The following is a 26,040-nucleotide window of genomic DNA, read 5'->3' as shown; positions in this document are numbered from 1 at the left end:
GGGGGGGGCTTCTTGTTACATCAGTGAGGCTTGGAAGGTACGTCATCATCCCCAAGGTCGAGCGTACCTTGCTCACCGGCCCCTTCAGGCGGCTTAGCCTTCCGAACTTCATCTACCTCAAAGCAGAACGCGGTTTTACCAACCTCGTGTGCAAAGAGGCGTTTGCCGTTGCGGAGGGTAATGAAGGGTCTGCAAATCATGGTCATACGGGATCTCCTAATGAGAGAACCCGGAGATACCTGCGGCATCTGCAAATGCCGCTAGTCAAGCAGGTGTTGTAAAGAGATAAAGATGTACGTAGAATCTCTTTCCGAGTGTGGAAACCTGACCTCCGGGTTTGTTTTCTAATTGTGCTTTGGAGTTCTGCAAAAACATCCAGTGCACGGTTCAAAGGGCCTGCCAATGCTGCAAACATTGGTGGGCTTTTTTGTCGACAGAAATAACTATCGGCAATTATAAGTATCTCGTCATATCATTCTGGTGTCAACCCCTCCCCCTATTTTTTCCTTTGATTTTCAGTCTCTTGGCCGAAAAAATCAGGAGCTGTAGCTCAATCGTCAAGAATTGGCTGTTCCGGGTCGCTTCTCAGGCTCACATAGTCAGCCTGCCAGCGTGTCAGATTGAGCGATTGACTGTATGTCAGCGCTTCATCTGAAATCACATCGATTTCAATGAGCTCAATCCACTTCCAACTCTTGTCTTCCCCGGTTCTGCACCGGTTCTGGAAAAGCTCCTCGATAGCTTTTACTGCAGCTTGAGCTGCCTCTTCAGCAATCTCAGGGTCTTCGTCAGTCTTGTAGAGAACCAGGATCGAGAGCTCGTAGAGATCATCTGATCCGTCTCTGGTCCTCTCCATACCTTGATCAACGTCGAAGAATACGGCCGGGATGTGGTTGCCGGAGTCTTTGAAGAGTTTGGCGAGGCGCTCAGCTACCTTGGTGTCTCTCAGGCGGCGATCAAATTCATCTGGAAATGAAGAGCGGCGATACCTTGCAGCCAGCCAGCGCTGGAAGATGCTTCTCTCCTGTCCGTTCATCAAAAAGGTACGAGCCGGCTCATAGGAGATAAAAGCTTTGGACGGCTCTTGGTGCTCCTTGGGGACTCGAACCCGTTTGCTCGCATCGAACTCACAGAGGAGGTGCTGATCTGTTCCAGTGAGCTCCAGGTGCAGCCGCCTGGCGGTTTTACAGTGTGTGTAATTGCCATCAAGCTTCTCAGCCAGGATTCTGCCTACGATCAGTTCCACTTCCGGCTCGCCTGCAGCTTCCTGTGCAAGGTCACAGTCGTGTGTAGCAACAACGGCGATGACTTTTTCCTGGCCATCGCCGTCGATGATGATGCCGAGCTGGGCGAGTGTTTGGCTATCGACAATGTATCCTTGTCGCCACGGGGTAGATCGACTCCAGCTCACCATCAACTGCTACCTCATGCTCTGTCTTTCAAATGCGGCGAGCCGACCGACGCGAGGTCTACGGCGGCCCGATTTCGGTTCTTCAGTCTCGAATCCATGGCTGCGCGCTGTGCGCCTTCCTTTTCAGCCATGGCGATGAGTTTTCCAGCAGCCTCTACACCTGACATGCCGCCGGCAACGGCTTCAAATAGCGAACTACCGCCTGGGAGCTTCCGCTTGGCGTTCACTTGCCCTGCGAGCGGGTGGGCCACGATACGATCGGCGGCCGCGGCCAGTTCGTAGAGCAGAGCTTCGTTGCCCTCTGAGATGTGCTCGCCGGCTTGCCAGTTGTAGATAGCCTGCCTCGAAACTCCGAAGATCGATGCCAATTCAGTCACCGCTGGTTTCAAAGTGGTGCGCACATAAGACAACGCTTCTGCAGCTGTCCTCGGAGCAACTGCGGATTCAAGCTTGGCGTTACCTTGGATTGATGCTCTGTATTCCCTGTTTTCCCGGCTCTCACGAGGCTGAGGTTGCGGTGCCAAGGTGCCAATGCACAGAGCGAAGGCGACGGTCAGTCCATAGCCCCAAGCTAGCGCAGTGCTCCCTGTGGAGCTCTTGGCTTTCTCGCGTTCAGCTTCGAGATGCCGACTCGCGACATTGAAGGATCGGTCTACCAGCCCCGGGCTTGGGGATGGTGCATACATCGTGTTCATAGGTTAACTCCATGCTGTCCGTGCGTGGTCCGTCACGGTCGCGTTAAAGAACAATTTAACGACGTCGTGAAGGTGTTGGAACCTATCTCTAATTTCAGCCGAATCGTATTTTCGGCGCTCAGAAAAACTGGCGTCGACGTCGACGGTTGCATGTTGTCCATTGAGCTCGCTGAAGCGATGACCAATCTTGAGCGGGGCGGGCAATAGATCTGGTGGGAAGCGGAGCTCGCTGTTCTGGACGATCACCCGCGACACCACCTGGCCAATGTTAGGAATGGTGGCCGACGACTCGGCAAACGAGTGGTTATACGTCAGTGGCTGTCCTTCGAACTGGTATACCTGTCCCAGGTCGAGTGAGGCAGGAGTGCCCCACACCTCACGAGCAAGATACTGCTGCAAGGTTTCCCCTTCTGCAGGTACAACCGCATCAAGGTATCTCAGGCCTAAGCGCTCAAAATAAGCCAGGCCATCGACCGCTTCCTCCAAGATCTTCAGGCCACGTTCCAGCTCTGCATAGAATTCCGGAAATGTCTCGTATTCGGTGCAGCGGAACGAAAGTGCACTCGGCTCCAGCAGGAAGCCTTGGGTGCCTTCAAGATTGGAGAACGTATAGCTTTCGATCTGCTGAATGCCCGGCTTGAAAGGTTGCGTGTCATCGCCGCCAGTAACTGCGCCAAAAGAGAACTGCATCTGCTGGGCGCTGTTGAAGTCAGGATAACCCGCCTTTCGCATGCGCTCCTGGATCGCCGGAAGGTAGGTCTTCAGCGACAGCAGGGTGTTGTGACGCACCTGGCCGATGGTGAAGTAGACCGGGGCGTTTGCGTATTTCGTTCCCATTTCGATTACTCAGCTTGACACTTTGATTGACAGTTTACAGCTAGGTTTACACACTAGCAAACGAGTGGTGTCGTGCATCATCCCTAAAAAGGTTCCTCAGAGCACTGAGCCAGGAACCTGAATCGGGTTAATGCCCACTGAAATCGGGTGCTGGCCGCGCCAGCTTAAGAACGAACCGTTCGTCGTTTTCTTGCATTACAGGAGCTGGAAGGCAGGAGATGGGCGGCAAGGAGGGGCGAATGTTCCAGGATATGCAGAATGCGTTGGATGCTATGAACCGTGAAAGCGACAGGCTACGAGCCGCCATCGGCGAACTGGTGAGGCTTTTTCCTGGCGTGGCAAATGGGCTGGCCTGGCAAGATAAGATTTTCACCGAGCAGCGGCGTTACCTCACTGGACCAAAGGATGCGCATGACTATCAGCTTGAGATCGCGATGAACTGGGTAGAACTAGCGCAAAAAGGTCGTCTTCAAGCCGCGATGGATGCTAGTGGGCTAACTGTGACTGTGCTCGACAGCGAAGCTTTAACGCACGGTGATCTCGAAACTGTTCTTTTCAAGAAGCTCAATGAGTTGAATGAGCTTAAATGGCTGATGTACCCCGATCTTCAAGCAGCGCTCCAGCATCGCCTAGGTCTGTCTTTGAATCAGCACTGGAACGTGTTCGTGGCTGTTGTAAATAATCTGTCTGAAAAACGTTACCTTCGGTATGAGAAGCTTCCTAACGGGATGCTTCGTTTTAATCAGGGCATAAATTTTGACGAATGGAGAGACATGAGAGCTAAACCACAACCCCCTTCTGTAACGAACAACACGTTTACCTTCAACGATCAAGTCGGTGCTGTACAGACAGGTGCGAACTCTGTTGCCAAGGTGCAACAGGCAGTTGGCACAACCCCTTATGCAGACCTAAAGGCAGCGCTTCAATTGCTTGCGCAAGAACTCGCTACGTCCGAACTTGAGGAGTCAAAGCGTAAGAGTACGAAAGAAATCATTGACAGAACGGTTCGGGAGATCGATAGCGAAAGCCCTAGCAAGGACGTTCTGAAACTGATGTGTTCCGGTTTGGCTACAACAGTCCAAACGCTGGGCTCGGCGTCTGCAGCGTACCAAGCGGTGGCCGCCGCTTTCGCTGTATTTGGCATATCCCTAGGCTAGCGTCGGCTGAAGGGGGGTTACCCCCCTTCCTACTCACTAGATCCAGGTGGCTGGTCTAGTATTTAAACGATTGGTCTTCTATCACAGGCTGATCGCAGGCTTGGTCGTACCAAGGTTGAACATCTCCGAATGGAGACTTCGGTTCCATTTCACTCAGATGGATGTATTTCCCATTGATGGTGAAGCGTTGCAAGGGGCTGTATGCCGTCTTAACCGTACCACATCTGAAGCGACCATTTGAGCTCTCCCGGACGTGGTCCAGATCCATCTTCTCATTAGCATTGAGCATTTGGAATTCCCTCAAATCCCGTAGTGCTTTTTCGGCCCCATTGGCTAGGTTGAATCCACAACCCGTCAGCGTGACGGCAGCGATGGTAACCAACAGCGGTTTTCTCATTTTAAGCTCGCATCAATTGAATGTTTATAACCATACACGACAGCAGCTTGACGTCAAAACTTCAGCCAAAAATTGTTGACCTATCCGTCAACTGCTTCGGCTAATTGAGTGGCCCTATTTTCTCGTTTCTCATCCTATCTTTTGGGTGTCGGAAAACGGCACCGCAGAGGGCTTAATGGCAGGCTAAAAGCCTCGGATTTCCAAACTGTAAATATTCTATGCAAAGCATCGCTTTGTCATAGCCTCAACAGAACTTGCCATGCAATCTGCAAAGAGAAATTTACGTGCCTACTAACGCAAAAAATATCTCCGAAAAGCAAGCAGTCGTCTTGGTCTGCTACGACGATCCAAATCGCCCTACTCCTACTGATAATGATACCACGACCGATCGGGCCTCTAATCAGCGTTGGTAAAAGCACCGTGATTTGTCAGTCGTTCTATTATGTTCAATCGAATCTGGAAGCGGATGCCTTACCGATGAACAAGATGGATCCAGCGACAATTCAGAAACAGCTTGAATTGTGGGAAGCAGCCACGGCAGCGCAGAGACGTTACGCAGAGGCTCAAGGCAAGGTCTCAGCAGAGCGTTTGGGCGCGCTGCGCCGGGAGGCTGAGTTTTTGACATCTGCTGCCAGCGGGTATCATTTGGAAAGCATGATGGGCAACAAGCAGCCTCGTCACTGATCGCTCGTGAGAATCATCTGCTTACTGGGAAATCGGATAGCAACCCCGAAAAAATCCTCATTGGGGGGGCGATGGCTTTCGCCGATATTGAGCGGACGTGTTCGCGCATTTATGGGCGAAGGATGCGTGTCCAGAATGGAAAGGCTTACCGCTAGGATCGTCAGTTTTCGTTTACGCCATTCGATCCGGAGCCATCACGAGTTCCGTCGTTGATGCCTGCATCACGGTTTTCATGATGGCAGTACAGTGGTAATTTTGGATTCTCCTCAAGCAGCAGATCGCTCATCGTGACCAAATCTAAAATTCTGAATAAGCGAAGCGAGTTTTCAAAGCCCATCGGCAACGTCGAATACTTGAGCGCCATCGATGCACGCTACGAAGATCCTGATCTGACACAGAGCGGTTTATGCACTGTGACTTTTGACGCTATACCCAGGAAAATTCTTCCTTTTTTGCGCAGGTCTAATTCTCAGGAGATCGTCAAAAATTTTGACAATGCTCTGAGCTTCCTTTTGATGGAGGCAGTAGTTCCTATATCCGTTTACGAGCAGGTGATGAGAGTTGACGGTTACTGCTCAATCACCGTTTCGGATATTTCTGGAGCGGAAGAGGGATTCTACGAGGCTACCGCGCTTGAGTTTTCTAATGAAGCGCAGGAGTCAGCCCCTACTATCCTCTATGTAAGAGTTAACGCAGTTGTGCCTGATGCCAAAGATCTGCGGGCTCTGAAGCGAGTAATCGAGTGTAGGCATCATCAAAGTGCTGCGTTTGAATACCTAGGCGTTCAACCAAAGGGGGATTTGTTCGTCGCGGTTTATGATGTCGGTCAAGCCAATATGTGTGCCATCGTCGATCATGGTCAGAGACCGAAATCATTCTTTGACTTTGGGTGGCCTATCGGATTCTATCGACGGTCGTTACCCAAGTGCATAAACTTCGACCCATTGGTCGGAGACGATCCCGACCATCCTGCTCCCGTTTTCCTTTCGCATCTGGATTGGGATCACTGGGGTTACGCATACGAATCCGGTCGACCAATAAAACATAAAAACGGATATTGGACGACTCACGTGACTTACCGAGACCGCGTGCTGCAGCGTCCATGGGTGATGCGCCGGCCTTCGGCTGGAATGAAGCTTGGCATCAGTCATGCCCATTTAATGTACGCCTTGCAAAATCAGGTGCTACAAGATGGCAGCAGTGCATTGAAATTCTGGCCTTCTGCCAGGGCGCAGGTTAAATGGGGGGCTTGTACGTTGTTTGCTTGTAACCCGGCCCCTGGTTCGCACGATGCGAAGTACCTGCGTAATAATGAAGCTCTGGGTATGCTTGTGGAAAACGCTCAAAGTTATTATTTCCGACGCGTGCTGCTTTGTGGTGATGCGGATTACACATCGATATCCGCACGGTTCAAGCAACAGTTAGGGGGAATTGTGGCGCCCCATCACGGCGGTCGAGTGACACGGAATTCGACTCCTGCTCCGGATGCTGACGCTGGCAGCTATCGCTACATAGTTTTCTCAACACATGACGGGTGCTACTCCCAAATACCGTCTGCCGATACCATCGCCGAAGCGACAGCGTTAGGTTGGAAAATTTCCAGAACAGACGTCAGGCTTAAATGCTCGTGTGGTCATGGAGAGCGACGAAACCGTTGGTTTGCCCTTGCTAGTAATGTAAGCCCGCCCTATGGCCCCCCTAGCGGGAGCTTTTGCTTGACGCTGAACTGAGTGCTTAGCGTTCGGACGAAACCGGACGCTTTCATCCCATAGGGAGTTAACGTTCAAAGCCGACATAAAAAAGCGACCAGGCCTCTATATAAAAGCTTGGTAGTCCATTTATTATGGCCTTATTAACTACTTTTTTAACCTGTTAACCATAATAGTTTACAGTTTAAAAATTGTGTTTACACGTTGGTGTTATTTAGGCCAGGTAAGGCAGCAATCGATGAGGGGGCGGCACACTGACTAACGGCTGCAAAACTCCAGATCTTCATGGCACACTGCTGAAATAGCCCAATCCTTTTTAGGTGTGCGCTGCACTATTTTGCCCGCACAATGTATCTCCTGCGGCCTGTATTATCTTAGTGCCCAGTACCTGAGCGCCAGCCTAGGGGTCTGGGCTGACTCGGCTCTGGGAAGCCCATCGAATGGAGGATCTCTTTTAATGACTAAATCGAATGTCGACGAAAGCCAAAGAAAGCTTATTGATCTATGGGAGGCGAAGCTCACTAACCTGTTCGGGCATGACGTGCCTGTTCGTGCCGAGTGGACTGATCCTGGTTGTATCGGACGCGTTTTGAAAGTAATGTCAGGTGAAGATGCTTATTTTTTCCAGCCTGGGGATGGTGGTCTTGATCTGATAGATTGCCGGTCGACGAGCGAAGGTTACATTGAATGGACGGACGAGAATGAGCCGCTTGATCAATATGCCTTTATCCTCAAACCCATCCGCCTTGTCATGCTAAATCCAGGTGCACAAAACCATGAGGCGAACTTCGTCCTTGAGGTCGAAGGTGAAGCCGCTGGCTGCCCCACTGGCGAGGTGACCAATGAGGTTGGTATTGAGCAGTGCTACGAGCTCTCTGATGGCGTCTACGCGCCCTGCGATGCTGGTTACCTTCGTGAATACCGAGGTAAGCCATTCCCTGCGACAGCGCGGGTTGTGCGCCGCGCAACACGCTCGGTTCGTTTCGCGCTGTTCAGCAAGGGGTCATTTTACTACCGCTACGACGGTTACAAGGCGCTGCACAATGACCCGGTGGCCTTCGAAAAGCTGGTGAACACCTGCGCGTCGGTTGAAATCATGTAACCTCCGAAGATAGACAAAGCCCGGATGGATGGCCGGGGTTTGTCGTATTCGTTGTTCTCTAAAGCATCTGACTAGGTCCACATCAGTGGTGAGCAGCGGCTAAATACGGCGTGACTGGCATCGCGGGGGTGCAGCTAGTAGGCAGGGCTCACGCAAGGGCCCTGGCCCTATTCTCACTAGCTCCAACAGTCGCATTAATCGTAAAATTTTGTTGACAGCGAGTGATCTCACGGAAGTGAATCGTCCACAATTCATGGAATGTGGACGAAGTAATTTCCATTGATTTCCATTAGTCAATATTTTTCGGCTTCCTGATGGGCATAAGGAGATCTGGAGAAAGCACTCGGTCTGTCCGAGCATGCCGATTTACGCTCCTTGAATTAAGATTTTTCTTGACTATTGGTTGATGGTCAAGAAAATATTGTCCACAGTTCATGGAATGTGGACGATTTGAGAAGGGTCACTTATGAAGAGTCAAGACATTTTGTTGCTTTTCAAAATGACTAGCCTGCATGCTCAAGAGGAAAATCTGTTTGGCCGTATGGAGACCGAGTCTACCTCTGAGCAGCTGAAAAACATGCTGAACCCAGAGCCTCGTGGATTGATGGCGGTCGGCGGCCCAATAGGTTGGGTGCTTTCTCAGCTGCCATTGAATGACGAGGACACTGTATTTCGGCCACAAGAACTCGATTCACCTATGGGGGACTCAGACCGATGGGAGGGCTGGTCTGATGTAGTGCCGTCGACCCCTGTAGCGAGTTGGAACGAAAACTACTCCTTGCGGGCGCTTTCTGCGTCACTCGGCCTCAGTAAAAGCGAAGTCTCCAACGCCATGGCGCGTTGTCGAAATGCAGGCCTTCTTACCAGCGATTATGACACCGGCCTTCCAAAGGTGAATCGACGCGAACTGCTGAAGGTCACGGAGAGCGCTCTGAAATACTTTTTTCCAGTAAAGCCTGGGGCAATCGTCCGTGGCATCCCCACCGGGTTTGCTGCCCCAGCCCTTTCGAGAAGCCTAAAGAGTGCAGGCGGACTGATACCTGTATGGCCCGACCCGCTAGGCAGCGAGCGAGGCCAGTCAATCGAGCCCCTCTACAAGACAGTGCCCGAGGCGGTAAAAAAAGATAGGACCCTTTATCATTACCTCGCGCTTGTAGACGCGATCCGCGTTGGCGGCCCGAGGGAGTGTGGCGTGGCTGTCAACATACTGAAGGCAGGGATGGGGTTGAAGTAATATGGCATCGAATGCGGACCACAATTACGAGCTTATCTCGTTTGTGGCTGATGGTTTGGGCGACGAGTTTTTGGCTGAGTGCGCCTTTGTCGGTGGATGTACAACCGCTATGTTGGTCACCGATAGCGCAGTGCTGGACGACATCCGATTCACCGACGATGTCGACCTAGTGATCGAGCTAGCAGGAATTTCTGCTTGGGAAAAGCTTACAGTGCGTCTTGCAGCGAAAGGCTTCAAGATCACTGGGGAAGATGATGTGAACTGCCGGTTCAGGTTCAATGATGTCATCGTCGATGTGATGCCAAGCGATGCATCTATTCTGGGCTACGCTAACCGCTGGTACGTGGAGGGACTCGCTCAGGCGGTACCGTTCGAGCTACCTAGCGGTCGGGTAATCCGAATCTTCAAGCCAGCATTCTTCTTGGCAACGAAGCTCGAAGCCTTCAGTGGTCGAGGTAACGGCGATCCGTACCATAAGGATGTCGAAGATATCATCATCCTACTTGACGGACGTCCGGAGCTATTGGCGGAGGTCAGTGAAGCCAGCGAGGAGCTCAGGCAATACATTGCCGAAGGTGTTGGCGCTCTGGCAGAGCTTAGTGGCATCGATTATGCCATTGAGAGCTCAGGCTCTGTTCGAGCTAACCCTGGGCGTGCCAAGCTCATTCTTCAGCGCATGAAAGACCTGAGCGCGCTCGCATGAGGTATCAAACGAGGTCCGTAAAAGGACATGAGCGAGCAGCGAACCACGATTTTGCAGTGGCCGAGATCCATGGAGCACGAGGCCTCTTTGTCATTATGGATGGCACCTCGAAACCAGGTAGCGGTCAGCTTGCCCAAGGCTTGGCTCAAGGTATGATCAAGGCCTATCTGAGCCATATTGCTCAGGGCGCAGATGACTCCAGCCCAGAACAGGTTCAACAATTGCTCAACAGTATTTTGGTGGATCTGCATCGTCAGCTGTTCACGGAACAGAATGGCACCACCAGCTACCTGATCGGTGTTGCATCGCAGGGCCAACTCACCGTTGCTTATGAAGGTGATTGCGCCTGCGGGATGGCTGGAAACGATGGCAGAATCGAATGGTTCACTCCACCACACTGCAAAGCAAACTGGAAGCGGGACAGATCGCACCGCGAATTAGCGTTGGATCCTGCACGGAATCTGGTTACCCGTAGTCTCAAGGCAACACGCGCTCCGAATCCAGATTTTCTGCTCCAGTCGGCACCGGCGGGAACTCGTTTTGTCTTCGCGACTGATGGGTTCTGGGCTGAGCTCACTGAATCGCAGCAAGCTGCTGCGATCAATGAGCCCACTGGAGATTTTCCTGTCGTGAGTGATGATGTCACATGGATTGATGTGAGGATTTGAGGTCGGCCGAGCCAGCTACTGAGTGAATCGGATAGGCCTTTCTCATCTTTTCTGTGACACCTAGTGAAGGGAATCACAGAAAAGACGATTTCGTTGCCGTTTTTACTAAGCCTGCCGAGTCAACTTTTTTGTGACCCTACATTACGAGCTTCAGCTACGAAAAGCCAAGGTCTAGACCTTGGCTTTTTCGTTTTCTGGGGCACGAAAAACGAATGTTCCACGTGAAACACTGTTCAACGGGCGTCAGGATTCGAGGTCCTTGAGCCTTCTGTACAAGGTGCGTTCACTCATCCCCAGCTGCTTGGCCAGCTCGCGTCGCGATCCCTGGAAGCTGTCCAGTGCTTGAGCGAGCGCCTTCAGTTCATGCTGCTCGCGTGATTGACGTCTCGCCGGTGAGTCCAGATCGGTGTCTTCGACCAGATGTTCACTGCGAATCAAACCATCATCGGCAAACAGCCAGGCCCTCTCCAGCATGTTCCGCAGCTCACGAATATTTCCCGGAAACGGATGCAGGTTGAGACGCTCGAGTGCGTCATGGCTGATTCGAGGTGCGCCTTTGCCCGCGATACGTTGCAGCAGGCTTTCAATCAGTAGCGGCAAATCTTCGACACGCTCACGCAGCGCCGGCAGACGAATCGGAAATCCACTGATGCGGTAATACAGGTCTTCACGGAAGGCGCCCTGCGCGACCATCGCCTTGAGCGGCTTGTGTGTCGCCGACACCAGGCGGAAATCCGAGTGCACGGTGCGCAGGCTGCCCACCGGGCGAAAACTGCCGGTCTCGATCAGGCGCAGCAGTTTGACCTGCATGGCCAGCGGCACTTCACCGATCTCGTCCAGGAACAGGGTGCCGCCATGCGCCGCCTCGGCCAAGCCGATCTTGCGTTGTGTCGCGCCTGTGAACGCGCCTTTCTCGTAACCAAACAGCTCACTCTCGAACAGTGATTCGGTGAGGCCGGTGCAATCGACCACCACCAGCGGGCCGTTGGCCCGGGGGCTACCCAGGTGCAGGGCGCGGGCGAACAGCTCCTTGCCTGTTCCAGACTCACCTTGGAGCAACACCGGAATCTGAGCCGGAGCAGCCCGTCGCAGGCTGGCGAGTGCCGACTTGAACGCCGGTGACTGTCCGACCAGCCCCTGCTGCTGCGGTTGTGCGGACGCCAGGGTGATGCTGGTCAGCCGTTCGACGAATGCCACCACCCTGCCCTGCTCGTCGAGGATCGGCCGCAGTTCGACGTCCACATGTTCCGGCCCGCGCGGGGTGTGATGAATGTGCAACACGCGCTCTGGCATCTTGCTGTCCCATGCCTTGCGCAGCGGACAGTGCTCCCCAGCCTGATCGCAGGGCACGGCGTAGTGGTGCGAAACCCTGTGACACTTTTCTCCCAGAGGGGCGCGATCCTGCGTGGCGAACTGGCGTCGATACGCCGCGTTGGCCGCAAGAATGTTGTAGTCGGTATCGAGCACGATGGCGGGCAACACATCGTGTTCGAGGTAGGACACCAGCGCGAGGATGGCAGGATGGTTTGCAGCAGGAAGCTCGGACATGGGGGCACCGGCAAAAACTACCTGGCGAGGTTAACAAGGACTGCCAATCACTGCCAGCAGCTGACAGATGACTGCCAGTCTTCTTGGCAGTCTTTAACTATCGTGTTGATACAACACCTGCAAATGCAGGACATATCCGCCGGAAATGACCTGGCATGCATCTTGATAAAGCGTCTGTTCCTGCCGCCGCCTCTATTCAGGTGCGGCAGCGCTTTGGAGACTGTGATGATCATTGGCAACAACCTTCATGTGGAAGCCCTGTTCGACCCGGCGACCTCGACCATCAGCTACCTGCTCATGGACCGCGAAACAAAGCACTGCGCATTGATCGACAGCGTGCTGGATTACGATCCGAAGTCAGGCCGTACCAGCCACGCCTCTGCCGACCGGCTGATCGCGCAGGTCGAGGCATTGGGCGCCAAGGTGCAGTGGATTCTTGAAACCCACGTGCATGCGGACCACCTCTCGGCAGCGGCCTACCTCAAGCAACGGCTGGGCGGCCAGATTGCCATTGGCGCCCACATCACCCAGGTGCAGAAAACCTTCGGTTCGCTGTTCAACGCCGAGCCTGGTTTTGCCCGGGATGGTAGTCAGTTCGATGTGCTGTTCGTGGACGAGGAAGGTTTCCGTATCGGCAACCTGCATGCCCGCGCGCTGCACACGCCAGGGCATACCCCCGCGTGCATGAGCTACATGATCGAGGATGCGGGCGAGATTGCCGTGTTTGTCGGCGACACGTTGTTCATGCCTGACTACGGCACCGCCCGTTGCGATTTCCCCGGCGCCAGCGCTCGCACGCTGTATCGCTCGATCCGTCGCCTGCTGGCCTTCCCTGACCAGACCCGGCTGTTCATGTGCCATGACTATCTGCCCGGTGGCCGTGAGTTGCGCTACGTGACCACGGTGGCCGAGCAGCGCGCCAGCAACATCCATATTCACCAGGGTGTCAGCGAGGACAGCTTTGTCGAGATGCGCGAAGCCCGTGACAAGACCCTCGACATGCCGGTGCTGATCCTGCCTTCGGTGCAAGTCAACATGCGCAGCGGGCAGTTGCCCGAGCCGGAAGACAATGGCGTGCGCTACCTGAAGATCCCGCTGAACGCGATTTGAGCGGCTCAGCACACCTGATAAGTATTCAAAGGAAACACCATGCCTGCCTTGCAGTCCCCTGCCGTTGCGCCCAGTACCGAACACCACAAGGTGTTGATCGTGGGCGCCGGTGCCGCTGGCATCGCCACGGCATCCAGCCTGATCAAACGTGATCCGTCGCTGGACATCGCCCTGATCGATCCGTCGGACGTTCATTACTACCAGCCCGGCTGGACCATGGTCGGCGCCGGGGTGTTTAGCGCCTCCTCAACTGCGCGATCCACAGCCGCGACCCTGCCAAGCGGCGCGCGCTGGATTCAGGCACGGGTGACGAGTTTCGAGCCTCATGCCCAATTGGTCATGCTCGAAGACGGGCGCGCCATCAGCTACGAGCAGTTGGTGGTCTGCCCCGGCCTCAAGCTGGACTGGGCAGCCATCGATGGCTTGGAAGATACGCTTGGGCGCAACGGCGTGACCTCCAACTACCGCTACGACCTGGCACCCTACACCTGGAAGCTGGTACAGACGCTCAAGCAGGGCCGCGCGCTGTTCAGCCAACCGCCGATGCCGATCAAATGTGCCGGCGCCCCACAGAAAGCCTTGTACCTGTCCTGCGATCACTGGCTGCATGAAGGCCGGCTGGGCGCGATAAAGCCCGCGTTCTTCAACGCCGGTGCCGTGCTGTTCGGTGTTGCCGACTACGTGCCGGCACTGATGAGCTACATCGACAAGTACGGTGTCGACCTCAACTACAGCCAGCGCCTGGTGGCGGTCGATGGCCCGAATCAACGGGCGACCTTCGTACGAACCCTCGCCGACGGTAGCAACGAAACACGTACCGAAGTGTTCGACATGCTGCACGTGGTGCCGCCCCAGGTTGCCCCGGACTTCATCCGGCAAAGCCCATTGGCTGATGCTTGCGGATGGGTGGATGTCGATCCGCACAGCTTGCGCCACCGTCAGTTCGCCAACGTCCATGCCCTGGGTGACGTGATCAACACCAGCAATGCCAAGACCGCAGCGGCCGCACGCAAGCAGGCACCGGTTGTGGCCAACAATGTGCTGGTGGCGCTCGGGCGCTTGCCGACACAGGTCGCCTACGACGGCTACGGCTCCTGCCCGCTGACCGTGGAGCGCGGCAAGATCGTGCTGGCCGAGTTCACCTATGGCGGCAAGCTGGCACCAAGTTTTCCGCGTTGGTTGCTCGATGGACGCAAGCCTACGCGGCTGGCCTGGTTGCTCAAGGCACGGGTACTGCCGCCGCTTTACTGGCAGGCGATGCTCAAGGGGCGGGAGTGGCTGGCGCGGCCGCAGCCTATGGCCGTCGAGGCGTCGAAGTGATCGAGCATCAGCTTCTTGGCGCCGGACTGGGCGCGATCATTGGTGCGGTGCTGGCGCTGACCGGGGCTGGAGGCGGGATCCTCGCGGTGCCGTTGCTGGTTTTCGGCCTGGGGCTGTCGATGGTCGAGGCGGCGCCGATTGGGTTGCTGGCGGTCGGCCTGGCCGCTGCCGTGGGCGCCGGGCTCGGCCTGCGGCAAGGGCTGGTGCGTTATCGCGCAGCATTGTTCATTGCGGCAATCGGTATCGTCTGCGCACCTTTCGGTCTGATGCTGGCGCACCGTTTACCGAACACACCGCTGGCGTTGGTCTTCGCCTGCGTGCTGGTGTATGCCTGCCTGCGCATCTGGCGCAAGGCAGCTCGCGAGCTACGCGGCGAATCGCCATGCGGTGAGCGGCAGATCATGCCCTGCGTGCTCAATCCCTTGCAGGGACGTCTGCGCTGGACCCTCCCCTGCGCCCGCGCGCTGGCGTTCACCGGCATGTTGTCCGGGCTGCTATCCGGCCTTTTGGGTGTCGGCGGCGGCTTCGTCATCATCCCGGCCTTGAACCGCTATACCAACCTGGACATGAAAAGCATCGTCGCCACGTCCCTGGCGGTGATCGCACTGGTTTCCACTGGCAGCGTGGTGAGTGCGAGCCTTGGTGGGGTCATGCACTGGCAGGTTGGCGCGCCCTTTGCCTTTGGTGCGGTGCTGGGCTTGCTGGTGGCCCGCCCGCTGGCCGCCAAGCTGGCCGGGCCACGCCTGCAGCAACTGTTCGTGGTGGTGGGAATCGGGGCTGCGGTCTCGCTGGCAGGCAAGGCGCTACTCGGCTAGCAACTCGTGCTGCTGCTCGGCGCAGAGCTTGAGCAGGTAGTCCCAGACCACCCGCAGGCGTACTGACTTGTGCAGCTCGCGACGCGTACAGATCCAGTAGCTGCGCTGGATGGTTTCGCTGGGCAGCACGCGCACCAGGCTCGGGTCGTGGCGGCCCATGTAGTTGGGCAACACGGCGATGCCCAGGCCCGCGCGTGCGGCCTGCTGCTGGGCGATCACGCTGGTGCTGCGGAATATCACGTTCGGCGCGCGGCAGAAGCTGTTGAGGAACAACAGCTCCTGGCTGAAGATCAGGTCGTCCACGTAGCCGATCCAACTGTGCCGGGCCAGATCGTCGCGGTTGCGCAGCGGCGGTGCGCGGTCGAGATAGTCCTGGCTGGCGTAGAGGGCCAGGCGGTAGTCGGTGAGTTTGCGGGTGATCAGCAGGTCGGCATTGGGGCGTTCCAGGTGAATGCTGATTTCGGCTTCGCGGTTGAGGATGCTGACGAAGCGCGGCACCGCGACCAGTTCGACTTCAAGCCCGGGGTAGCGCTCGAACAGGGCCCCCAGGCGCGGGGTGAAGAACATGATGCCGATGCCTTCGGTGACCCCCAGGCGGATCTTGCCCAATGGCGTGATGGCCTGGGTGATTTCCTCCTGCGCCAGCAGGGCGACGTTCTCCATGGCTTCGGCGTGCTTGAGCAGCGCCTGGCCCGAAGGTGTCAGCTCGTACCCCTGGGCATGCTGGACGAACAGCGCGGTGCCCAGGTTCTTCTCGATATTCTCGATATGGCGGGCGACGGTGCTGTGTGTGGTGTTGAGGCGCTTGGCCGCCGTGAGCAGACGGCCGCTGCGCTGCAACTCGAGGAAAAACCGCAGATCGTTCCAGTCGAACATGCTGATCCCTGTGAATATCCTTTCCGGCCCGTGCAGGAGCCGTTGTGAAAAAACGCACAACGGCTGCGCAAAATCTCGTGTTTCCTCGGCGAAATTAATCAATAAGATGGGTGGGGACAAGAATAATAATCAGGCGCGAGGTTGCACATGCCATCAGCCGATTCTGTCTTCGACTACGTGGTCGTAGGGGCCGGTCCCGCCGGATGCCTGCTGGCCAATCGATTGTCCGCAGACCCTGCCTGCCGCGTCCTGCTGCTCGAGGCGGGCGGGCGCGACAACTACCCGTGGATTCACGTCCCCGTCGGTTACCTCTACTGCATCGGCAACCCCCGCACCGACTGGTGCTTCAAGACCGAAGCCCAGCCTGGGCTGGACGGTCGCAGCCTCGGCTATCCGCGGGGCAAGGTGCTGGGCGGCTGTTCCTCCATCAACGGCATGATCTACATGCGCGGCCAGGCCGCAGACTACGACCGCTGGGCCGAACAAGGCAACGACGGCTGGAGCTGGAACGATGTACTGCCGTTGTTCAAGGCCAGTGAAAACCACTTCGCTGGCGCCAGCCAAAGCCATGGCGCCGATGGTGAGTGGCGGGTAGAGCAGCAACGCTACAGCTGGCCGATCCTCGATGCGTTCCGCGATGCCGCCGAGCAGAGCGGTATCGGCAAGGTCGGAGACTTCAACACCGGCGACAACCAGGGCTGTGGATACTTTCAGGTCAACCAGCGCAGCGGTGTGCGCTGGAATGCCTCGAAGGCCTTCTTGCGGCCCGTCCAGTCCCGCCCGAACCTTACCGTGCTCACCGATGTGCAGGTTGATCAGGTCGTGCTGGACAACGCCCGTGCCACTGCGGTGAAGGCGCGCTGGCAAGGGGCCTGGCATGAGTTTCGTGCCCGCCGCGAGATCGTCCTGTGCGCAGGCTCCGTCGGTTCGCCTGGCATCCTGCAGCGTTCAGGCATTGGGCCGCGCAAGCTGCTCGAAGACCTGGGGATAACGGTGCGTCACGAATTACCGGGCGTGGGCGGCAATCTGCAGGACCACCTGCAACTGCGCCTGATCTACCAGATCCAGAACACCCGCACGCTCAACCAGATGGCCAACAGCCTGTGGGGCAAGCTGGGCATGGGCCTGCGCTACCTCTACGACCGCAGCGGGCCGCTGGCCATGGCGCCGAGCCAGTTGGGCGCATTCGTGCGCTCGAGCCCGGAGCAGGCCACCGCCAACCTGCAGTATCACGTGCAGCCGCTGTCGCTCGAGCGTTTCGGCGAACCGTTGCACCGCTTCCCTGCCTTCACGGCTTCGGTGTGCAACCTGCGCCCGGCCAGCCGTGGACGCATCGACATCCGCTCGGCAGACATGAACGCAGCGCCGCTGATCGACCCCAACTACCTCAGCGACCCACAGGACCTGCAGGTCGCCGCTGACGCTATCCGCATCACCCGGCGCATCGTCCAGGCCCCTGCCCTGGCTGCGTTCGATCCCAAGGAGTATCTGCCAGGCCCCGCGCTGCAAACCGAGGAGCAACTGCACGAGGCCGCCGGCAAGATCGGCACCACCATCTTCCATCCGGTCGGCACCTGCCGTATGGGCAATGGGCCGCTGGACGTTGTGGATAACCAGCTGCGCGTCCATGGCATACCTGGCCTGCGCATCGCCGATGCCTCGATCATGCCGCAGATCGTCTCCGGCAATACCTGTTCACCGACATTGATGATCGCCGAGAAGGCGGCACAACTGATTCTCAAGGGGGCCCCAAGCCACAGCAACCTCAGCGATACCAGCGCGATACCGACGCCCTGACCGGGTGCGTGCAACACCGGCAGCTTGCGGTCGATGGCTGCCGACAGTGGAACAAGAAAAATAATCACTGTGGCCTGCGGGCCGAGGACAGCAACGATGTCGGATTACATTCAAGAGCAGGGCGCGGCGGCCACCAGCGGCAGCCGACGTGAGGAACGCAAGATCATTTTCGCGTCATCCCTCGGGACGGTGTTCGAGTGGTATGACTTCTTTCTCTATGGCGCGCTGGCAGCGGTGATCAGCAAGCAGTTCTTTGCCGGCGTCAACGACACCACCGCTTTCATCTTCGCCTTGATGGCCTTTGCCGCAGGCTTCCTCGTGCGGCCTTTCGGTGCATTGGTATTCGGACGCCTGGGCGACATGATCGGGCGCAAGTACACCTTCCTGGTGACCATCGTGCTGATGGGCCTGTCGACCTTCGCGGTCGGCCTGTTGCCCACCTACGCCAGCATCGGCATCGCCGCACCGATCATCCTGGTGATCCTGCGCATGCTCCAGGGCCTGGCCTTGGGCGGCGAATACGGTGGGGCGGCCACCTACGTGGCCGAGCATGCCCCGCCCGGCAAGCGCGGGTTCCACACCGGCTTCATCCAGTCCACTGCCACCCTCGGTCTGCTACTGTCGCTGATCGTGGTGCTGGGCAGCCGGTACATCAGTGGCGACCAGTTCGAGACCTGGGGCTGGCGCCTGCCGTTCCTGCTGTCGATCGTGCTGTTGGGCATCTCCACCTGGATTCGCATGAGCATGCACGAGTCGCCAGCCTTCGTGAAAATGAAGGCCCAGGGCAAGATCAGCAAGTCGCCGATCCGCGAGTCGTTCACCTCCTGGCCCAACCTCAAGGTGGTGCTCACCGCCCTGTTCAGCATCAACGCCGGCCAGGCCGTGACCTTCTACACCGCGCAGTTCTACGTGCTGTTCTTCATGACCCAGATGCTCAAGATGGACCCGGCCCAGGCCAATACCCTGCTGATCATCAGCGTGGTGATAGGTGCGCCGTTCTTCGTGTTCTTTGGTTGGCTGTCGGATCGCGTGGGGCGCAAACCGATCCTGATGATTGGCCTGCTGCTGGCGACCCTGTGCTACTTCCCGATGTTCAAGGCGCTCAGCCACTACGCCAATCCGCAGATCGACGCCGCCAGCCGGCAGTCGCCGATCGTGGTCAGTGCCGACCCGCAAGGCTGCACCTTCCAGTTCGACCCGGTGGGCAAGGCACGCTTCGACAGCCCTTGTGACAAGGTCAAGACCTTCCTGGTCAAGCAGGGCCTGCCTTACAGCTCGGTTGCGGCGACGGGCAGCGACGTTTCGGTGAGCATCGGTGACAAGACCATCAACGGTTTCGATGAAGTAGCGATGCGCACGGCTATCGAGCAGGCGGGCTATCCGGCCAAGGCCGACCCTGCCCATGTGAACCAGGTGATGGTGGTGGTGCTGATCGTGGCGATGATCCTGATCGCGACCATGACCTACGGGCCACTGGCAGCGGTGATGGTCGAGCTGTTCCCCACACGTATCCGCTACACCTCGATGTCGCTGCCCTATCACATCGGCAACGGCTGGTTTGGTGGCTTCCTGCCGACGGTATCGTTCGCGCTGGTGGTGTATACCGGGGATATCTTCTATGGGTTGTGGTACCCGGTATTGATCACCGGGATCAGCCTGGTGGTGGGAATCTTCTGCCTGAAAGAGACCAAGGATGTGGACATCGACAAGGTGTAGGAGCGGGTTAACCCGCGACGCAGACACCTGCGTTGCCCAGGCATGAAAAAACCGGCGTAAAAGCCGGTTTTTTTATGCCTCGAAAAAACTTATGCACGATTCTCGAAAAAACGTCATACAGAGAAATAAATAGCTAATTCAACTACTTAGATACGATCCGAAAGCATTAATCCAAAAATTGCTAACACGTTATCCACAGATCGTCAGGCGATTGATTCGGTGACGTTTTCTTCTGCCGGCGGCAGCGACCCCATGGCCCGCTGTGTCGCCTCGTTCCACGCCTGGGCACGATCGTTGAGCTCGGCGATGGCACGTGGCCCGGTGCCGTTGGCGTACATCGGCTCGCCAATCACCACCTCGATGGTGCCAGAGCGCTTGCCCCAGCCAGTCTTTGGCCAGAACTTGCCAGCGTTGTGCGCGATCGGCAGCACCGGCAGGCCGGCGTTCACCGCCAGGGCGGTGCCACCGCGGGAGAACTTGCCGACTTGACCATAGGGCACGCGCGTACCCTCGGGGAAAATCAGCACCCAGACGCCCTGCTTGAGCAGTTCGTCGCCCTTGCTCGCCACATGGCGCAGGGCTTCCTTGGGGTTGTTGCGGTCGATGGCGATCGGCCGCAGCATCGCCATTGCCCAGCCGAAGAACGGCACGTACAACAGCTCACGCTTGAGCACCTGGCTCAGGGGCGAGAAGTATGCCGAGAGGAAGAAGGTTTCCCAGGTGCTCTGGTGGTTGGACAGAATCACGCAGGGCTCTTTGGGCACGTTCTCGGCGCCGATGATCTTGTAGTCGATACCCAGGATCACCCGTGTCAGGAACACCGCACAGCGGCACCAGTAGACGTTGATGAAGCGATAGCGCCGCGGAAACGACAGGAAGGGCGCGATGAAGAAGCTCAGCGAGCACCACAGCAGCGAACTGGTGCCCAACAGCAGGTAAAAAAGAAAGATTCTGATCGCCTGCAGGATCGACATAGTGGCATGTACCGTTGCGGGGCTCGCCCGCCTGAGGAAGTGCGCCGAACAGGCGCACTCTTTAAATAAGTTCTCTGGCGATGGCTGCCAGATCGTCGAAAATCAATGTGTTTTCAGGGATGCCCTTTTTCAGGGTCTTCTCCCCTTTGCCGGTTTTCACCAGCACCGGTTGTGCTCCGACGGCCAGGGCGGCCTCCAGGTCACCTGTGCTATCGCCGACGAACCATACACCGCGCAGGTCGACTTGGTAATACTCGGCAATCGCCCGCAGCATTCCGGGCTTGGGCTTGCGGCACTCGCAGCCTTCGTCCGGGCCATGCGGGCAATAGACGATATGCCCGACCTCGCCGCCCTGCTCGGCGACCAGCTCGCGCAGACGCGCGTGCATGGTCTCCAGCGTGGACAGCGGGTAGTAGCCACGGGCAATGCCGGACTGGTTGGTGGCCACTGCCACCGTCCAGCCCGCCTTGCTCAACTGCGCAATGGCCTCGATCGAGCCGGGAATGGGGATCCACTCCTCCAGCGACTTGATGTAGGCGTCGGAGTCGTGATTGATCACCCCGTCTCGATCGAGAATCAGCAGTTTCAAGGCTTACCCCAGCAGCGAGATGTCGGCCACGCCCAGGAACAGACCGCGCAGGCGGCTGAGCAGGGCATAACGGTTGGCGCGTACCTTGGCGTCTTCGGCGTTGACCATGACCGCCTCGAAGAACGCATCGACCGGATCGCGCAGCGCAGCCAGGCGTGCCAGCGATTCGCTGTACTGGCGTGCGGCAGCCATTGGCTGCACAGCCTGGTCGGCCTGCTGGATCGCCGAGTACAGGGAGAACTCGTTGGCGTTGTCGAAGTACTTCGGCTCGACCTGGTCGGCGATGGCGCCTTCGGCCTTGCTCAGCAGGTTCGAAACGCGCTTGTTCACCGCGGCCAGGGCCTCGGCTTCCGGCAGCTTGCGGAAGGCCTGCACGGCCTGCACGCGCTGATCGAAATCCAGGGCCGAAGCCGGCTTCAGGGCACGTACCGACAGGTAGGTGGCCACATCGACGCCTTCGTCTTCGTAGCGTGCACGCAGGCGATCGAAGATGAACTCCAGCACCTGGTCAGCCAGGCCTGCAGCCTTGACCTTGGCGCCGTACTGCTTGACCGCGAACTCGACCGCAGCGGTCAGGTCCAGGTCCAGCTGCTTCTCGATCAGGATGCGCAGCACGCCGAGGGCGGCGCGACGCAGGGCGTAGGGATCCTTGCTGCCGGTTGGCAGCATGCCGATGCCGAAGATGCCGACCAGGGTGTCGAGCTTGTCGGCGATGGCCACGGCGGCGCCGGTGAGAGTTTCCGGCAACTCAGCGCCAGCACCGCGCGGCATGTACTGCTCGTTCAGTGCCAGGGCGACATCTTGTGGCTCGCCATCGTTGACGGCGTAGTAGTAGCCTGCGATGCCCTGCATTTCAGGGAATTCGCCGACCATTTCGGTGGCCAAATCGCACTTGGACAGCAGGCCGGCGCGGCCGGCGTTGGCTGCACTGCCGCCGATGAACGGGGCGATGTAGGCGGCCAGCCTGGAGACACGCTCGGCCTTGTCGAACACCGTACCCAGCTGGGCCTGGAACACCACGTTCTTCAGGCGTTCGTTGAAGGTTTCCAGAGGCTGCTTCTTGTCTTGCTTGAAGAAGAACTCGGCGTCGGTCAGGCGCGGACGCACGACCTTCTCGTTACCCTCGACGATTTGCTTCGGATCGAGGCTCTCGACGTTGGCCACGGTGATGAAGCGCGGCAGCAACTTGCCTTCGCTGTCGAGCAGGCAGAAGTACTTCTGGTTGTCCTGCATGGTGGTGATCAGGGCTTCCTGCGGCACTTCCAGGAAGCGCTCCTCGAACGAGCACACCAGCGGCACCGGCCATTCGACCAGCGCAGTCACTTCGTCCAGCAGCGCCGGCGGTACGATGGCGCTGCCTTCCTGCTGCAGGGCCAGCTCTGCGGTGCGCTTGGCGATCAGCTCGCGGCGCTCGGCGAAGTCGGCCAGTACGTGGGCCTTGCGCAGGTCCTCGACGTAGTTGGCCGGGGTGGTGATCAGCACGTTTTCCGGGTGGTGGAAGCGGTGCCCGCGCGATTCGCGACCGGCTTTCTGCGAGAGGATGGTGCAGTCGACGACTTGGTCGCCCAGCAGCATCACCAGCCACTGAGTGGGGCGCACGAACTCTTCACGGCTGGCCGCCCAGCGCATGCGCTTGGGGATCGGCAGGTCGTTGAGCGAGTCTTCGACGATGGTTGGCAGCAGGCTGGCAGTGGCTTTGCCCGGGATATGCTGGGAGAAGCGCAGCTTGGCACCGCTCTGGTCGATCTCGGACAGCTCGACGCCGCACTTCTTGGCGAAGCCGAGGGCGGCCTGGGTCGGATTGCCGTCGGCATCGAAGGCGGCCTGGCGGGGCGGGCCGTCGATATTGATGCTGCGATCAGGTTGCTGTACGTCCAGTTGGCGGATCAATACGGCCAGGCGGCGTGGCGCGGCATAGACCGACTTGCCGGCGTAGTTCAGGCCGGCGGCCTGCAGGCCTTTCTCGATACCGGCCAGGAATGCGTCGCCCAGCGAGGCCAGGGCTTTTGGGGGCAGCTCTTCGGTGCCCAGTTCAACCAGGAAATCTTGCGCACTCATTGTGCAGCCTCCAGCTTGGCCAGTACTTCATCACGCAGTTCGGGGGTGGCCATCGGGAAGCCCAGGCGTGCGCGGGCTTGCAGATAGCTTTGCGCCACGTCGCGGGCCAGGGTGCGCACGCGCAGGATGTAGCGCTGGCGCTCGGTCACCGAGATGGCGCGGCGGGCGTCGAGCAGGTTGAAGGTGTGCGAAGCCTTCAGGACCATTTCGTAGGTCGGCAGCGGCAGGTCCAGCTTGATCAGGCGGTTGGCTTCGCTTTCGTAGAAGTCGAACAGCTCGAACAGTTTCTCGACGTTGGCGTGCTCGAAGTTGTAGGTCGATTGCTCCACTTCGTTCTGGTGGAACACATCGCCATAGGTGACCTTGCCGAACGGGCCGTCGGCCCAGACCAGGTCGTACACCGAATCGACACCCTGGATGTACATGGCCAGACGCTCCAGGCCATAGGTGATCTCGCCGGTGACCGGATAGCACTCGATGCCACCGACCTGCTGGAAGTAGGTGAACTGGGTCACTTCCATGCCGTTCAGCCAGATTTCCCAACCCAGGCCCCAGGCACCCAGGGTCGGCGATTCCCAGTTGTCTTCGACGAAGCGGATGTCGTGGACCAGCGGGTCCAGGCCGATGGCCTTCAGCGAGCCCAGGTACAGCTCCTGGAAGTTGGCCGGGTTCGGCTTGAGTACCACCTGGAACTGGTAGTAGTGCTGCAGGCGGTTGGGGTTTTCGCCATACCGTCCGTCGGCGGGGCGACGGCTAGGCTGCACGTAGGCAGCGTTCCAGGTCTCCGGGCCGACGGCGCGCAGGAAGGTGGCGGTGTGGAAAGTGCCGGCGCCTACTTCCATATCGTAGGGCTGAAGTACCACACAACCTTGCTCGGCCCAGTAGTTCTGCAGGGCGAGGATCAGGTCTTGGAAGGTACGCACGGCTGGCGTAGGCTGGCTCACGAAATTCACCTGTATCTGGGGATGCGGATGTAAAGAGCGGGAGTATAACCCGATTCGCCTCGCCCTCTACGTAATTGGAGCCTTATGCCACGCTGCTTTTGGTGTACCGACGATCCCTTGTACCAGGCCTACCATGACCAGGAATGGGGAACCCCGCAGCGCGACCCGGCGTTGCTCTTCGAGATGCTTTTGCTCGAAGGGTTCCAGGCGGGCCTTTCGTGGATCACCGTGCTGAAGAAACGCGAGCGCTATCGCCAGGTGCTGCAAGGCTTCGACCCAGTGCAACTGGCCGAGATGAGCGACGAGCGGATAGAAGAGCTGATGCTCGATCCAGGCATCATCCGCAACCGCCTCAAGCTCAATGCCGTGCGCCGCAATGCGCGGGCCTGGCTGGCGCTGGAAAACCCCGGCGAGTGGCTGTGGTCGTTCGTTGGCGGCGAGCCGAAGATCAACCATTACCAGGGGCGCGCCGACATCCCGGCGATCACCGACGAAGCCAAGGCGATGAGCAAAGCCCTGCAGAAAAAGGGCTTCACCTTCGTCGGTCCGACCATTTGCTACGCCTTCATGCAGGCCACCGGCATGGTCATGGACCACACCACCGATTGCGATCGCTACGCCGCGCTGGTGCGCTGAGGCGTTACAATGCGCGCCTTGCAGAAATAAGGAATTGGCCTGTGGAAAAGTTCAAGGGCGCCCTGATGGTCGGGGTGCTGCGCCTGTTCGCCAAACTGCCCTGGGGCGCGGTGCAGCGCGTCGGTGCCGGTATCGGCTGGCTGATGTGGAAAATCCCCAACGGTTCGCGCAACGTAGTGCGGATCAACCTCGCCAAGTGCTTCCCCGAGATGAACCCTGCCGAGCGTGAGCAGTTGGTGGGGCGTGCGCTGAAGGATATCGGCAAGTCCTTCGTCGAAAGCGCCTGGGCCTGGATCCGCCCGCCTCAGCAGTCGCTGGAGCTGGTCAAGGAAGTGCACGGCCTGGAAGTGCTCGAGCAAGCCCTGGCCTCTGGCAAAGGGGTGGTCGGCATCACCAGCCACCTGGGCAACTGGGAGGTGCTGAACCACTTCTATTGCAACCAGTGCAAGCCGATCATCTTCTACCGTCCGCCCAAGCTGAAGGCGGTGGATGACCTGCTGCGCGAGCAGCGGGTGCAGATGGGCAACCGCGTGGCGCCTTCGACCAAGGAAGGCATTCTCAGCGTGATCAAGGAAGTGCGTCGCGGCGGGCAGGTGGGCATTCCTGCCGATCCTGAGCCGGCCGAGTCGGCGGGGGTATTCGTGCCTTTCCTCGGCACCCAGGCACTGACCAGCAAGTTCGTGCCGAACATGCTGGCTGGCGGCAAGGCGGTTGGGGTGTTCCTGCATGCCCTGCGCCTGCCGGACGGGTCCGGGTTCAAGGTGTTCCTCGAAGCGGCGCCCGAAGCGATGTACAGCGAGGATGTGGCGGTGGCTGCGGCAGCCATGAGCAAGGTGGTCGAGCGCTATGTGCGCGAGTACCCGAGTCAGTACATGTGGAGCATGAAGCGCTTCAAGAAGCGTCCGGCCGGCGAGCCGCGCTGGTACTGAGTTATCCACACTCTGTAGGAGCGGCCTTGTCCCGCGATCGGGCGCGAAGCGGCCGTAAAACCAGACGCCGAGATCTATCAGGAAAATCTCGGTTGCCGAGTTTGCGGCCGCTTCGCGCCCGATCGCGGGAC

Annotated in this window: 26 protein-coding genes; 15 read left to right on the top strand and 11 right to left on the bottom strand. The window is 58.2% G+C overall.

All coding sequences use genetic code 11. The annotated features are described in order from the left end of the window. A partial coding sequence (locus HU729_RS25880) for a hypothetical protein (RefSeq protein ID WP_238348389.1) occupies window positions 1–281 on the top strand: 281 nt, incomplete at its 5' end. A gap of 269 nt (window positions 282–550) precedes the next feature. On the opposite strand, the gene HU729_RS16965 is transcribed toward HU729_RS25880, so the two are convergent. From HU729_RS16965 to HU729_RS16955, 3 genes are read right to left on the bottom strand one after another with little or no spacing between them, the layout of a single operon-like run. Beyond that, window positions 551–1,414, bottom strand: coding sequence for a hypothetical protein (locus HU729_RS16965; protein WP_186711034.1), 864 nt, complete (start codon window positions 1,412–1,414; stop codon window positions 551–553). Between the two features lie 11 nt (window positions 1,415–1,425). After that, a complete protein-coding gene (locus tag HU729_RS16960; RefSeq protein ID WP_186711033.1) occupies window positions 1,426–2,106 on the bottom strand; it encodes a Cro/Cl family transcriptional regulator in 681 nt (226 codons plus the stop codon). Window positions 2,107–2,109: 3 nt separating this feature from the next. Beyond that, the gene (locus HU729_RS16955; protein ID WP_186711032.1) at window positions 2,110–2,943 is read right to left on the bottom strand and encodes a TIGR04255 family protein; all 834 of its coding nucleotides are present in this window, start codon (window positions 2,941–2,943) and stop codon (window positions 2,110–2,112) included. A 239-nt stretch (window positions 2,944–3,182) separates the two neighbouring features. Here HU729_RS16955 and HU729_RS16950 point away from each other — a divergent pair, with 239 nt between their 5' ends. Continuing rightward, on the top strand, window positions 3,183–4,100 hold the full coding sequence (locus HU729_RS16950) for a hypothetical protein (protein ID WP_186711031.1): 918 nt from the start codon (window positions 3,183–3,185) through the stop codon (window positions 4,098–4,100). 55 nt (window positions 4,101–4,155) lie between these two features. On the opposite strand, the gene HU729_RS16945 is transcribed toward HU729_RS16950, so the two are convergent. Further along, the gene (locus tag HU729_RS16945; protein WP_186711030.1) at window positions 4,156–4,497 is read right to left on the bottom strand and encodes a hypothetical protein; all 342 of its coding nucleotides are present in this window, start codon (window positions 4,495–4,497) and stop codon (window positions 4,156–4,158) included. 477 nt (window positions 4,498–4,974) lie between these two features. On the opposite strand from HU729_RS16945, the gene HU729_RS16940 reads away from it, so the two are divergent. After that, entirely contained in the window at window positions 4,975–5,181 is a 207-nt protein-coding gene (locus tag HU729_RS16940; RefSeq protein WP_186711029.1) for a hypothetical protein, read from the top strand. A 160-nt stretch (window positions 5,182–5,341) separates the two neighbouring features. On the opposite strand, the gene HU729_RS25970 is transcribed toward HU729_RS16940, so the two are convergent. Next, window positions 5,342–5,467: a hypothetical protein gene (locus HU729_RS25970; protein WP_272996650.1), complete on the bottom strand. Its 126-nt coding sequence runs from the start codon at window positions 5,465–5,467 to the stop codon at window positions 5,342–5,344. A 1-nt stretch (window position 5,468) separates the two neighbouring features. On the opposite strand from HU729_RS25970, the gene HU729_RS16935 reads away from it, so the two are divergent. The 5 genes from HU729_RS16935 (at window position 5,469) to HU729_RS16915 (ending at window position 10,597) form a co-directional block, all read left to right on the top strand. Further along, on the top strand, window positions 5,469–6,911 hold the full coding sequence (locus HU729_RS16935) for a hypothetical protein (protein ID WP_186711028.1): 1,443 nt from the start codon (window positions 5,469–5,471) through the stop codon (window positions 6,909–6,911). A gap of 436 nt (window positions 6,912–7,347) precedes the next feature. Continuing rightward, complete coding sequence (locus tag HU729_RS16930) at window positions 7,348–7,992, top strand: hypothetical protein (RefSeq protein ID WP_186711027.1); 645 nt, start codon at window positions 7,348–7,350, stop codon at window positions 7,990–7,992. Window positions 7,993–8,458: 466 nt separating this feature from the next. Further along, complete coding sequence (locus HU729_RS16925) at window positions 8,459–9,226, top strand: MarR family transcriptional regulator (protein WP_186711026.1); 768 nt, start codon at window positions 8,459–8,461, stop codon at window positions 9,224–9,226. Window position 9,227: 1 nt separating this feature from the next. Then, on the top strand, window positions 9,228–9,929 hold the full coding sequence (locus HU729_RS16920) for a hypothetical protein (protein WP_186711025.1): 702 nt from the start codon (window positions 9,228–9,230) through the stop codon (window positions 9,927–9,929). A gap of 56 nt (window positions 9,930–9,985) precedes the next feature. Next, a complete protein-coding gene (locus tag HU729_RS16915) occupies window positions 9,986–10,597 on the top strand; it encodes a serine/threonine protein phosphatase (RefSeq protein ID WP_346655306.1) in 612 nt (203 codons plus the stop codon). A 243-nt stretch (window positions 10,598–10,840) separates the two neighbouring features. Here the strand turns inward: HU729_RS16915 and HU729_RS16910 are convergent, their stop codons facing one another. Beyond that, window positions 10,841–12,145 carry a sigma 54-interacting transcriptional regulator gene (locus HU729_RS16910; protein ID WP_186711023.1) on the bottom strand — a complete coding sequence of 435 codons (1,305 nt, stop codon included), beginning with the start codon at window positions 12,143–12,145 and terminating at the stop codon, window positions 10,841–10,843. Between the two features lie 225 nt (window positions 12,146–12,370). Between HU729_RS16910 and HU729_RS16905 the strand changes: the two genes are divergently transcribed. From HU729_RS16905 to HU729_RS16895, 3 genes are read left to right on the top strand one after another with little or no spacing between them, the layout of a single operon-like run. Then, window positions 12,371–13,255: an MBL fold metallo-hydrolase gene (locus HU729_RS16905; RefSeq protein WP_186670196.1), complete on the top strand. Its 885-nt coding sequence runs from the start codon at window positions 12,371–12,373 to the stop codon at window positions 13,253–13,255. A gap of 39 nt (window positions 13,256–13,294) precedes the next feature. Beyond that, on the top strand, window positions 13,295–14,575 hold the full coding sequence (locus HU729_RS16900) for an FAD/NAD(P)-binding oxidoreductase (protein WP_186711022.1): 1,281 nt from the start codon (window positions 13,295–13,297) through the stop codon (window positions 14,573–14,575). Next, window positions 14,572–15,390, top strand: a complete 819-nt coding sequence (locus tag HU729_RS16895) for a sulfite exporter TauE/SafE family protein (RefSeq protein ID WP_186670200.1) — start codon at window positions 14,572–14,574, stop codon at window positions 15,388–15,390. Before HU729_RS16900 ends, HU729_RS16895 begins: the two co-directional genes overlap by 4 nt. Here the strand turns inward: HU729_RS16895 and HU729_RS16890 are convergent. Continuing rightward, entirely contained in the window at window positions 15,379–16,266 is an 888-nt protein-coding gene (locus HU729_RS16890) for a LysR family transcriptional regulator (RefSeq protein ID WP_186670202.1), read from the bottom strand. The two genes, HU729_RS16895 and HU729_RS16890, sit on opposite strands and share 12 nt — an antisense overlap. A 147-nt stretch (window positions 16,267–16,413) precedes the next feature. Between HU729_RS16890 and HU729_RS16885 the strand changes: the two genes are divergently transcribed. Further along, complete coding sequence (locus HU729_RS16885; RefSeq protein WP_186711021.1) at window positions 16,414–18,063, top strand: GMC family oxidoreductase N-terminal domain-containing protein; 1,650 nt, start codon at window positions 16,414–16,416, stop codon at window positions 18,061–18,063. 96 nt (window positions 18,064–18,159) lie between these two features. Further along, the gene (locus tag HU729_RS16880) at window positions 18,160–19,779 is read left to right on the top strand and encodes an MFS transporter (protein ID WP_186670206.1); all 1,620 of its coding nucleotides are present in this window, start codon (window positions 18,160–18,162) and stop codon (window positions 19,777–19,779) included. Between the two features lie 203 nt (window positions 19,780–19,982). Here the strand turns inward: HU729_RS16880 and HU729_RS16875 are convergent, their stop codons facing one another. The 4 genes from HU729_RS16875 to glyQ all read right to left on the bottom strand — a co-directional run bounded on the left by HU729_RS16875 (window position 19,983) and on the right by glyQ (window position 24,344). Next, complete coding sequence (locus HU729_RS16875; protein WP_186670208.1) at window positions 19,983–20,753, bottom strand: lysophospholipid acyltransferase family protein; 771 nt, start codon at window positions 20,751–20,753, stop codon at window positions 19,983–19,985. Between the two features lie 61 nt (window positions 20,754–20,814). Next, entirely contained in the window at window positions 20,815–21,342 is a 528-nt protein-coding gene (gene gmhB, locus HU729_RS16870) for a D-glycero-beta-D-manno-heptose 1,7-bisphosphate 7-phosphatase (protein ID WP_186711020.1), read from the bottom strand. A 3-nt stretch (window positions 21,343–21,345) separates the two neighbouring features. Then, a complete protein-coding gene (gene glyS / locus HU729_RS16865) occupies window positions 21,346–23,400 on the bottom strand; it encodes a glycine--tRNA ligase subunit beta (protein ID WP_186670212.1) in 2,055 nt (684 codons plus the stop codon). Next, on the bottom strand, window positions 23,397–24,344 hold the full coding sequence (gene glyQ / locus HU729_RS16860; RefSeq protein ID WP_025337182.1) for a glycine--tRNA ligase subunit alpha: 948 nt from the start codon (window positions 24,342–24,344) through the stop codon (window positions 23,397–23,399). The genes glyS and glyQ overlap by 4 nt, the downstream gene beginning before the upstream one ends. An 84-nt stretch (window positions 24,345–24,428) precedes the next feature. On the opposite strand from glyQ, the gene HU729_RS16855 reads away from it, so the two are divergent. Together HU729_RS16855 and HU729_RS16850 are read left to right on the top strand one after the other, a co-directional pair. Next, window positions 24,429–24,980: a DNA-3-methyladenine glycosylase I gene (locus HU729_RS16855; protein ID WP_054893031.1), complete on the top strand. Its 552-nt coding sequence runs from the start codon at window positions 24,429–24,431 to the stop codon at window positions 24,978–24,980. A gap of 41 nt (window positions 24,981–25,021) precedes the next feature. After that, window positions 25,022–25,909, top strand: coding sequence for a lysophospholipid acyltransferase (locus HU729_RS16850; RefSeq protein ID WP_186670214.1), 888 nt, complete (start codon window positions 25,022–25,024; stop codon window positions 25,907–25,909). Window positions 25,910–26,040 lie beyond the last annotated feature (131 nt).

The organism is Pseudomonas sp. RW10S2 (assembly GCF_014268985.1).
Taxonomy (GTDB): domain Bacteria; phylum Pseudomonadota; class Gammaproteobacteria; order Pseudomonadales; family Pseudomonadaceae; genus Aquipseudomonas; species Aquipseudomonas wayambapalatensis.
Note: the sequence above shows the minus strand (reverse complement) of the source record. Positions and strands in the feature narration are given on the sequence as shown.

What these genes read in the sequence shown, in the direction of transcription:
- HU729_RS16940 (WP_186711029.1), top strand. Translation starts at nt 4,975, where the DNA reads ATGAACAAGATGGATCCAGCGACAATTCAGAAACAGCTTGAATTGTGG.
- HU729_RS16955 (WP_186711032.1), bottom strand. Translation starts at nt 2,943, where the DNA reads ATGGGAACGAAATACGCAAACGCCCCGGTCTACTTCACCATCGGCCAG.
- HU729_RS16950 (WP_186711031.1), top strand. Translation starts at nt 3,183, where the DNA reads ATGTTCCAGGATATGCAGAATGCGTTGGATGCTATGAACCGTGAAAGC.
- HU729_RS16925 (WP_186711026.1), top strand. Translation starts at nt 8,459, where the DNA reads ATGAAGAGTCAAGACATTTTGTTGCTTTTCAAAATGACTAGCCTGCAT.
- HU729_RS16920 (WP_186711025.1), top strand. Translation starts at nt 9,228, where the DNA reads ATGGCATCGAATGCGGACCACAATTACGAGCTTATCTCGTTTGTGGCT.
- HU729_RS25970 (WP_272996650.1), bottom strand. Translation starts at nt 5,467, where the DNA reads ATGAGCGATCTGCTGCTTGAGGAGAATCCAAAATTACCACTGTACTGC.
- HU729_RS16930 (WP_186711027.1), top strand. Translation starts at nt 7,348, where the DNA reads ATGACTAAATCGAATGTCGACGAAAGCCAAAGAAAGCTTATTGATCTA.
- HU729_RS16885 (WP_186711021.1), top strand. Translation starts at nt 16,414, where the DNA reads ATGCCATCAGCCGATTCTGTCTTCGACTACGTGGTCGTAGGGGCCGGT.
- HU729_RS16945 (WP_186711030.1), bottom strand. Translation starts at nt 4,497, where the DNA reads ATGAGAAAACCGCTGTTGGTTACCATCGCTGCCGTCACGCTGACGGGT.
- HU729_RS16910 (WP_186711023.1), bottom strand. Translation starts at nt 12,145, where the DNA reads ATGTCCGAGCTTCCTGCTGCAAACCATCCTGCCATCCTCGCGCTGGTG.
- HU729_RS16900 (WP_186711022.1), top strand. Translation starts at nt 13,295, where the DNA reads ATGCCTGCCTTGCAGTCCCCTGCCGTTGCGCCCAGTACCGAACACCAC.
- HU729_RS16890 (WP_186670202.1), bottom strand. Translation starts at nt 16,266, where the DNA reads ATGTTCGACTGGAACGATCTGCGGTTTTTCCTCGAGTTGCAGCGCAGC.
- HU729_RS16965 (WP_186711034.1), bottom strand. Translation starts at nt 1,414, where the DNA reads ATGGTGAGCTGGAGTCGATCTACCCCGTGGCGACAAGGATACATTGTC.
- HU729_RS16905 (WP_186670196.1), top strand. Translation starts at nt 12,371, where the DNA reads ATGATCATTGGCAACAACCTTCATGTGGAAGCCCTGTTCGACCCGGCG.
- HU729_RS16875 (WP_186670208.1), bottom strand. Translation starts at nt 20,753, where the DNA reads ATGTCGATCCTGCAGGCGATCAGAATCTTTCTTTTTTACCTGCTGTTG.
- HU729_RS16855 (WP_054893031.1), top strand. Translation starts at nt 24,429, where the DNA reads ATGCCACGCTGCTTTTGGTGTACCGACGATCCCTTGTACCAGGCCTAC.
- glyS (WP_186670212.1), bottom strand. Translation starts at nt 23,400, where the DNA reads ATGAGTGCGCAAGATTTCCTGGTTGAACTGGGCACCGAAGAGCTGCCC.
- HU729_RS16880 (WP_186670206.1), top strand. Translation starts at nt 18,160, where the DNA reads ATGTCGGATTACATTCAAGAGCAGGGCGCGGCGGCCACCAGCGGCAGC.
- HU729_RS16960 (WP_186711033.1), bottom strand. Translation starts at nt 2,106, where the DNA reads ATGAACACGATGTATGCACCATCCCCAAGCCCGGGGCTGGTAGACCGA.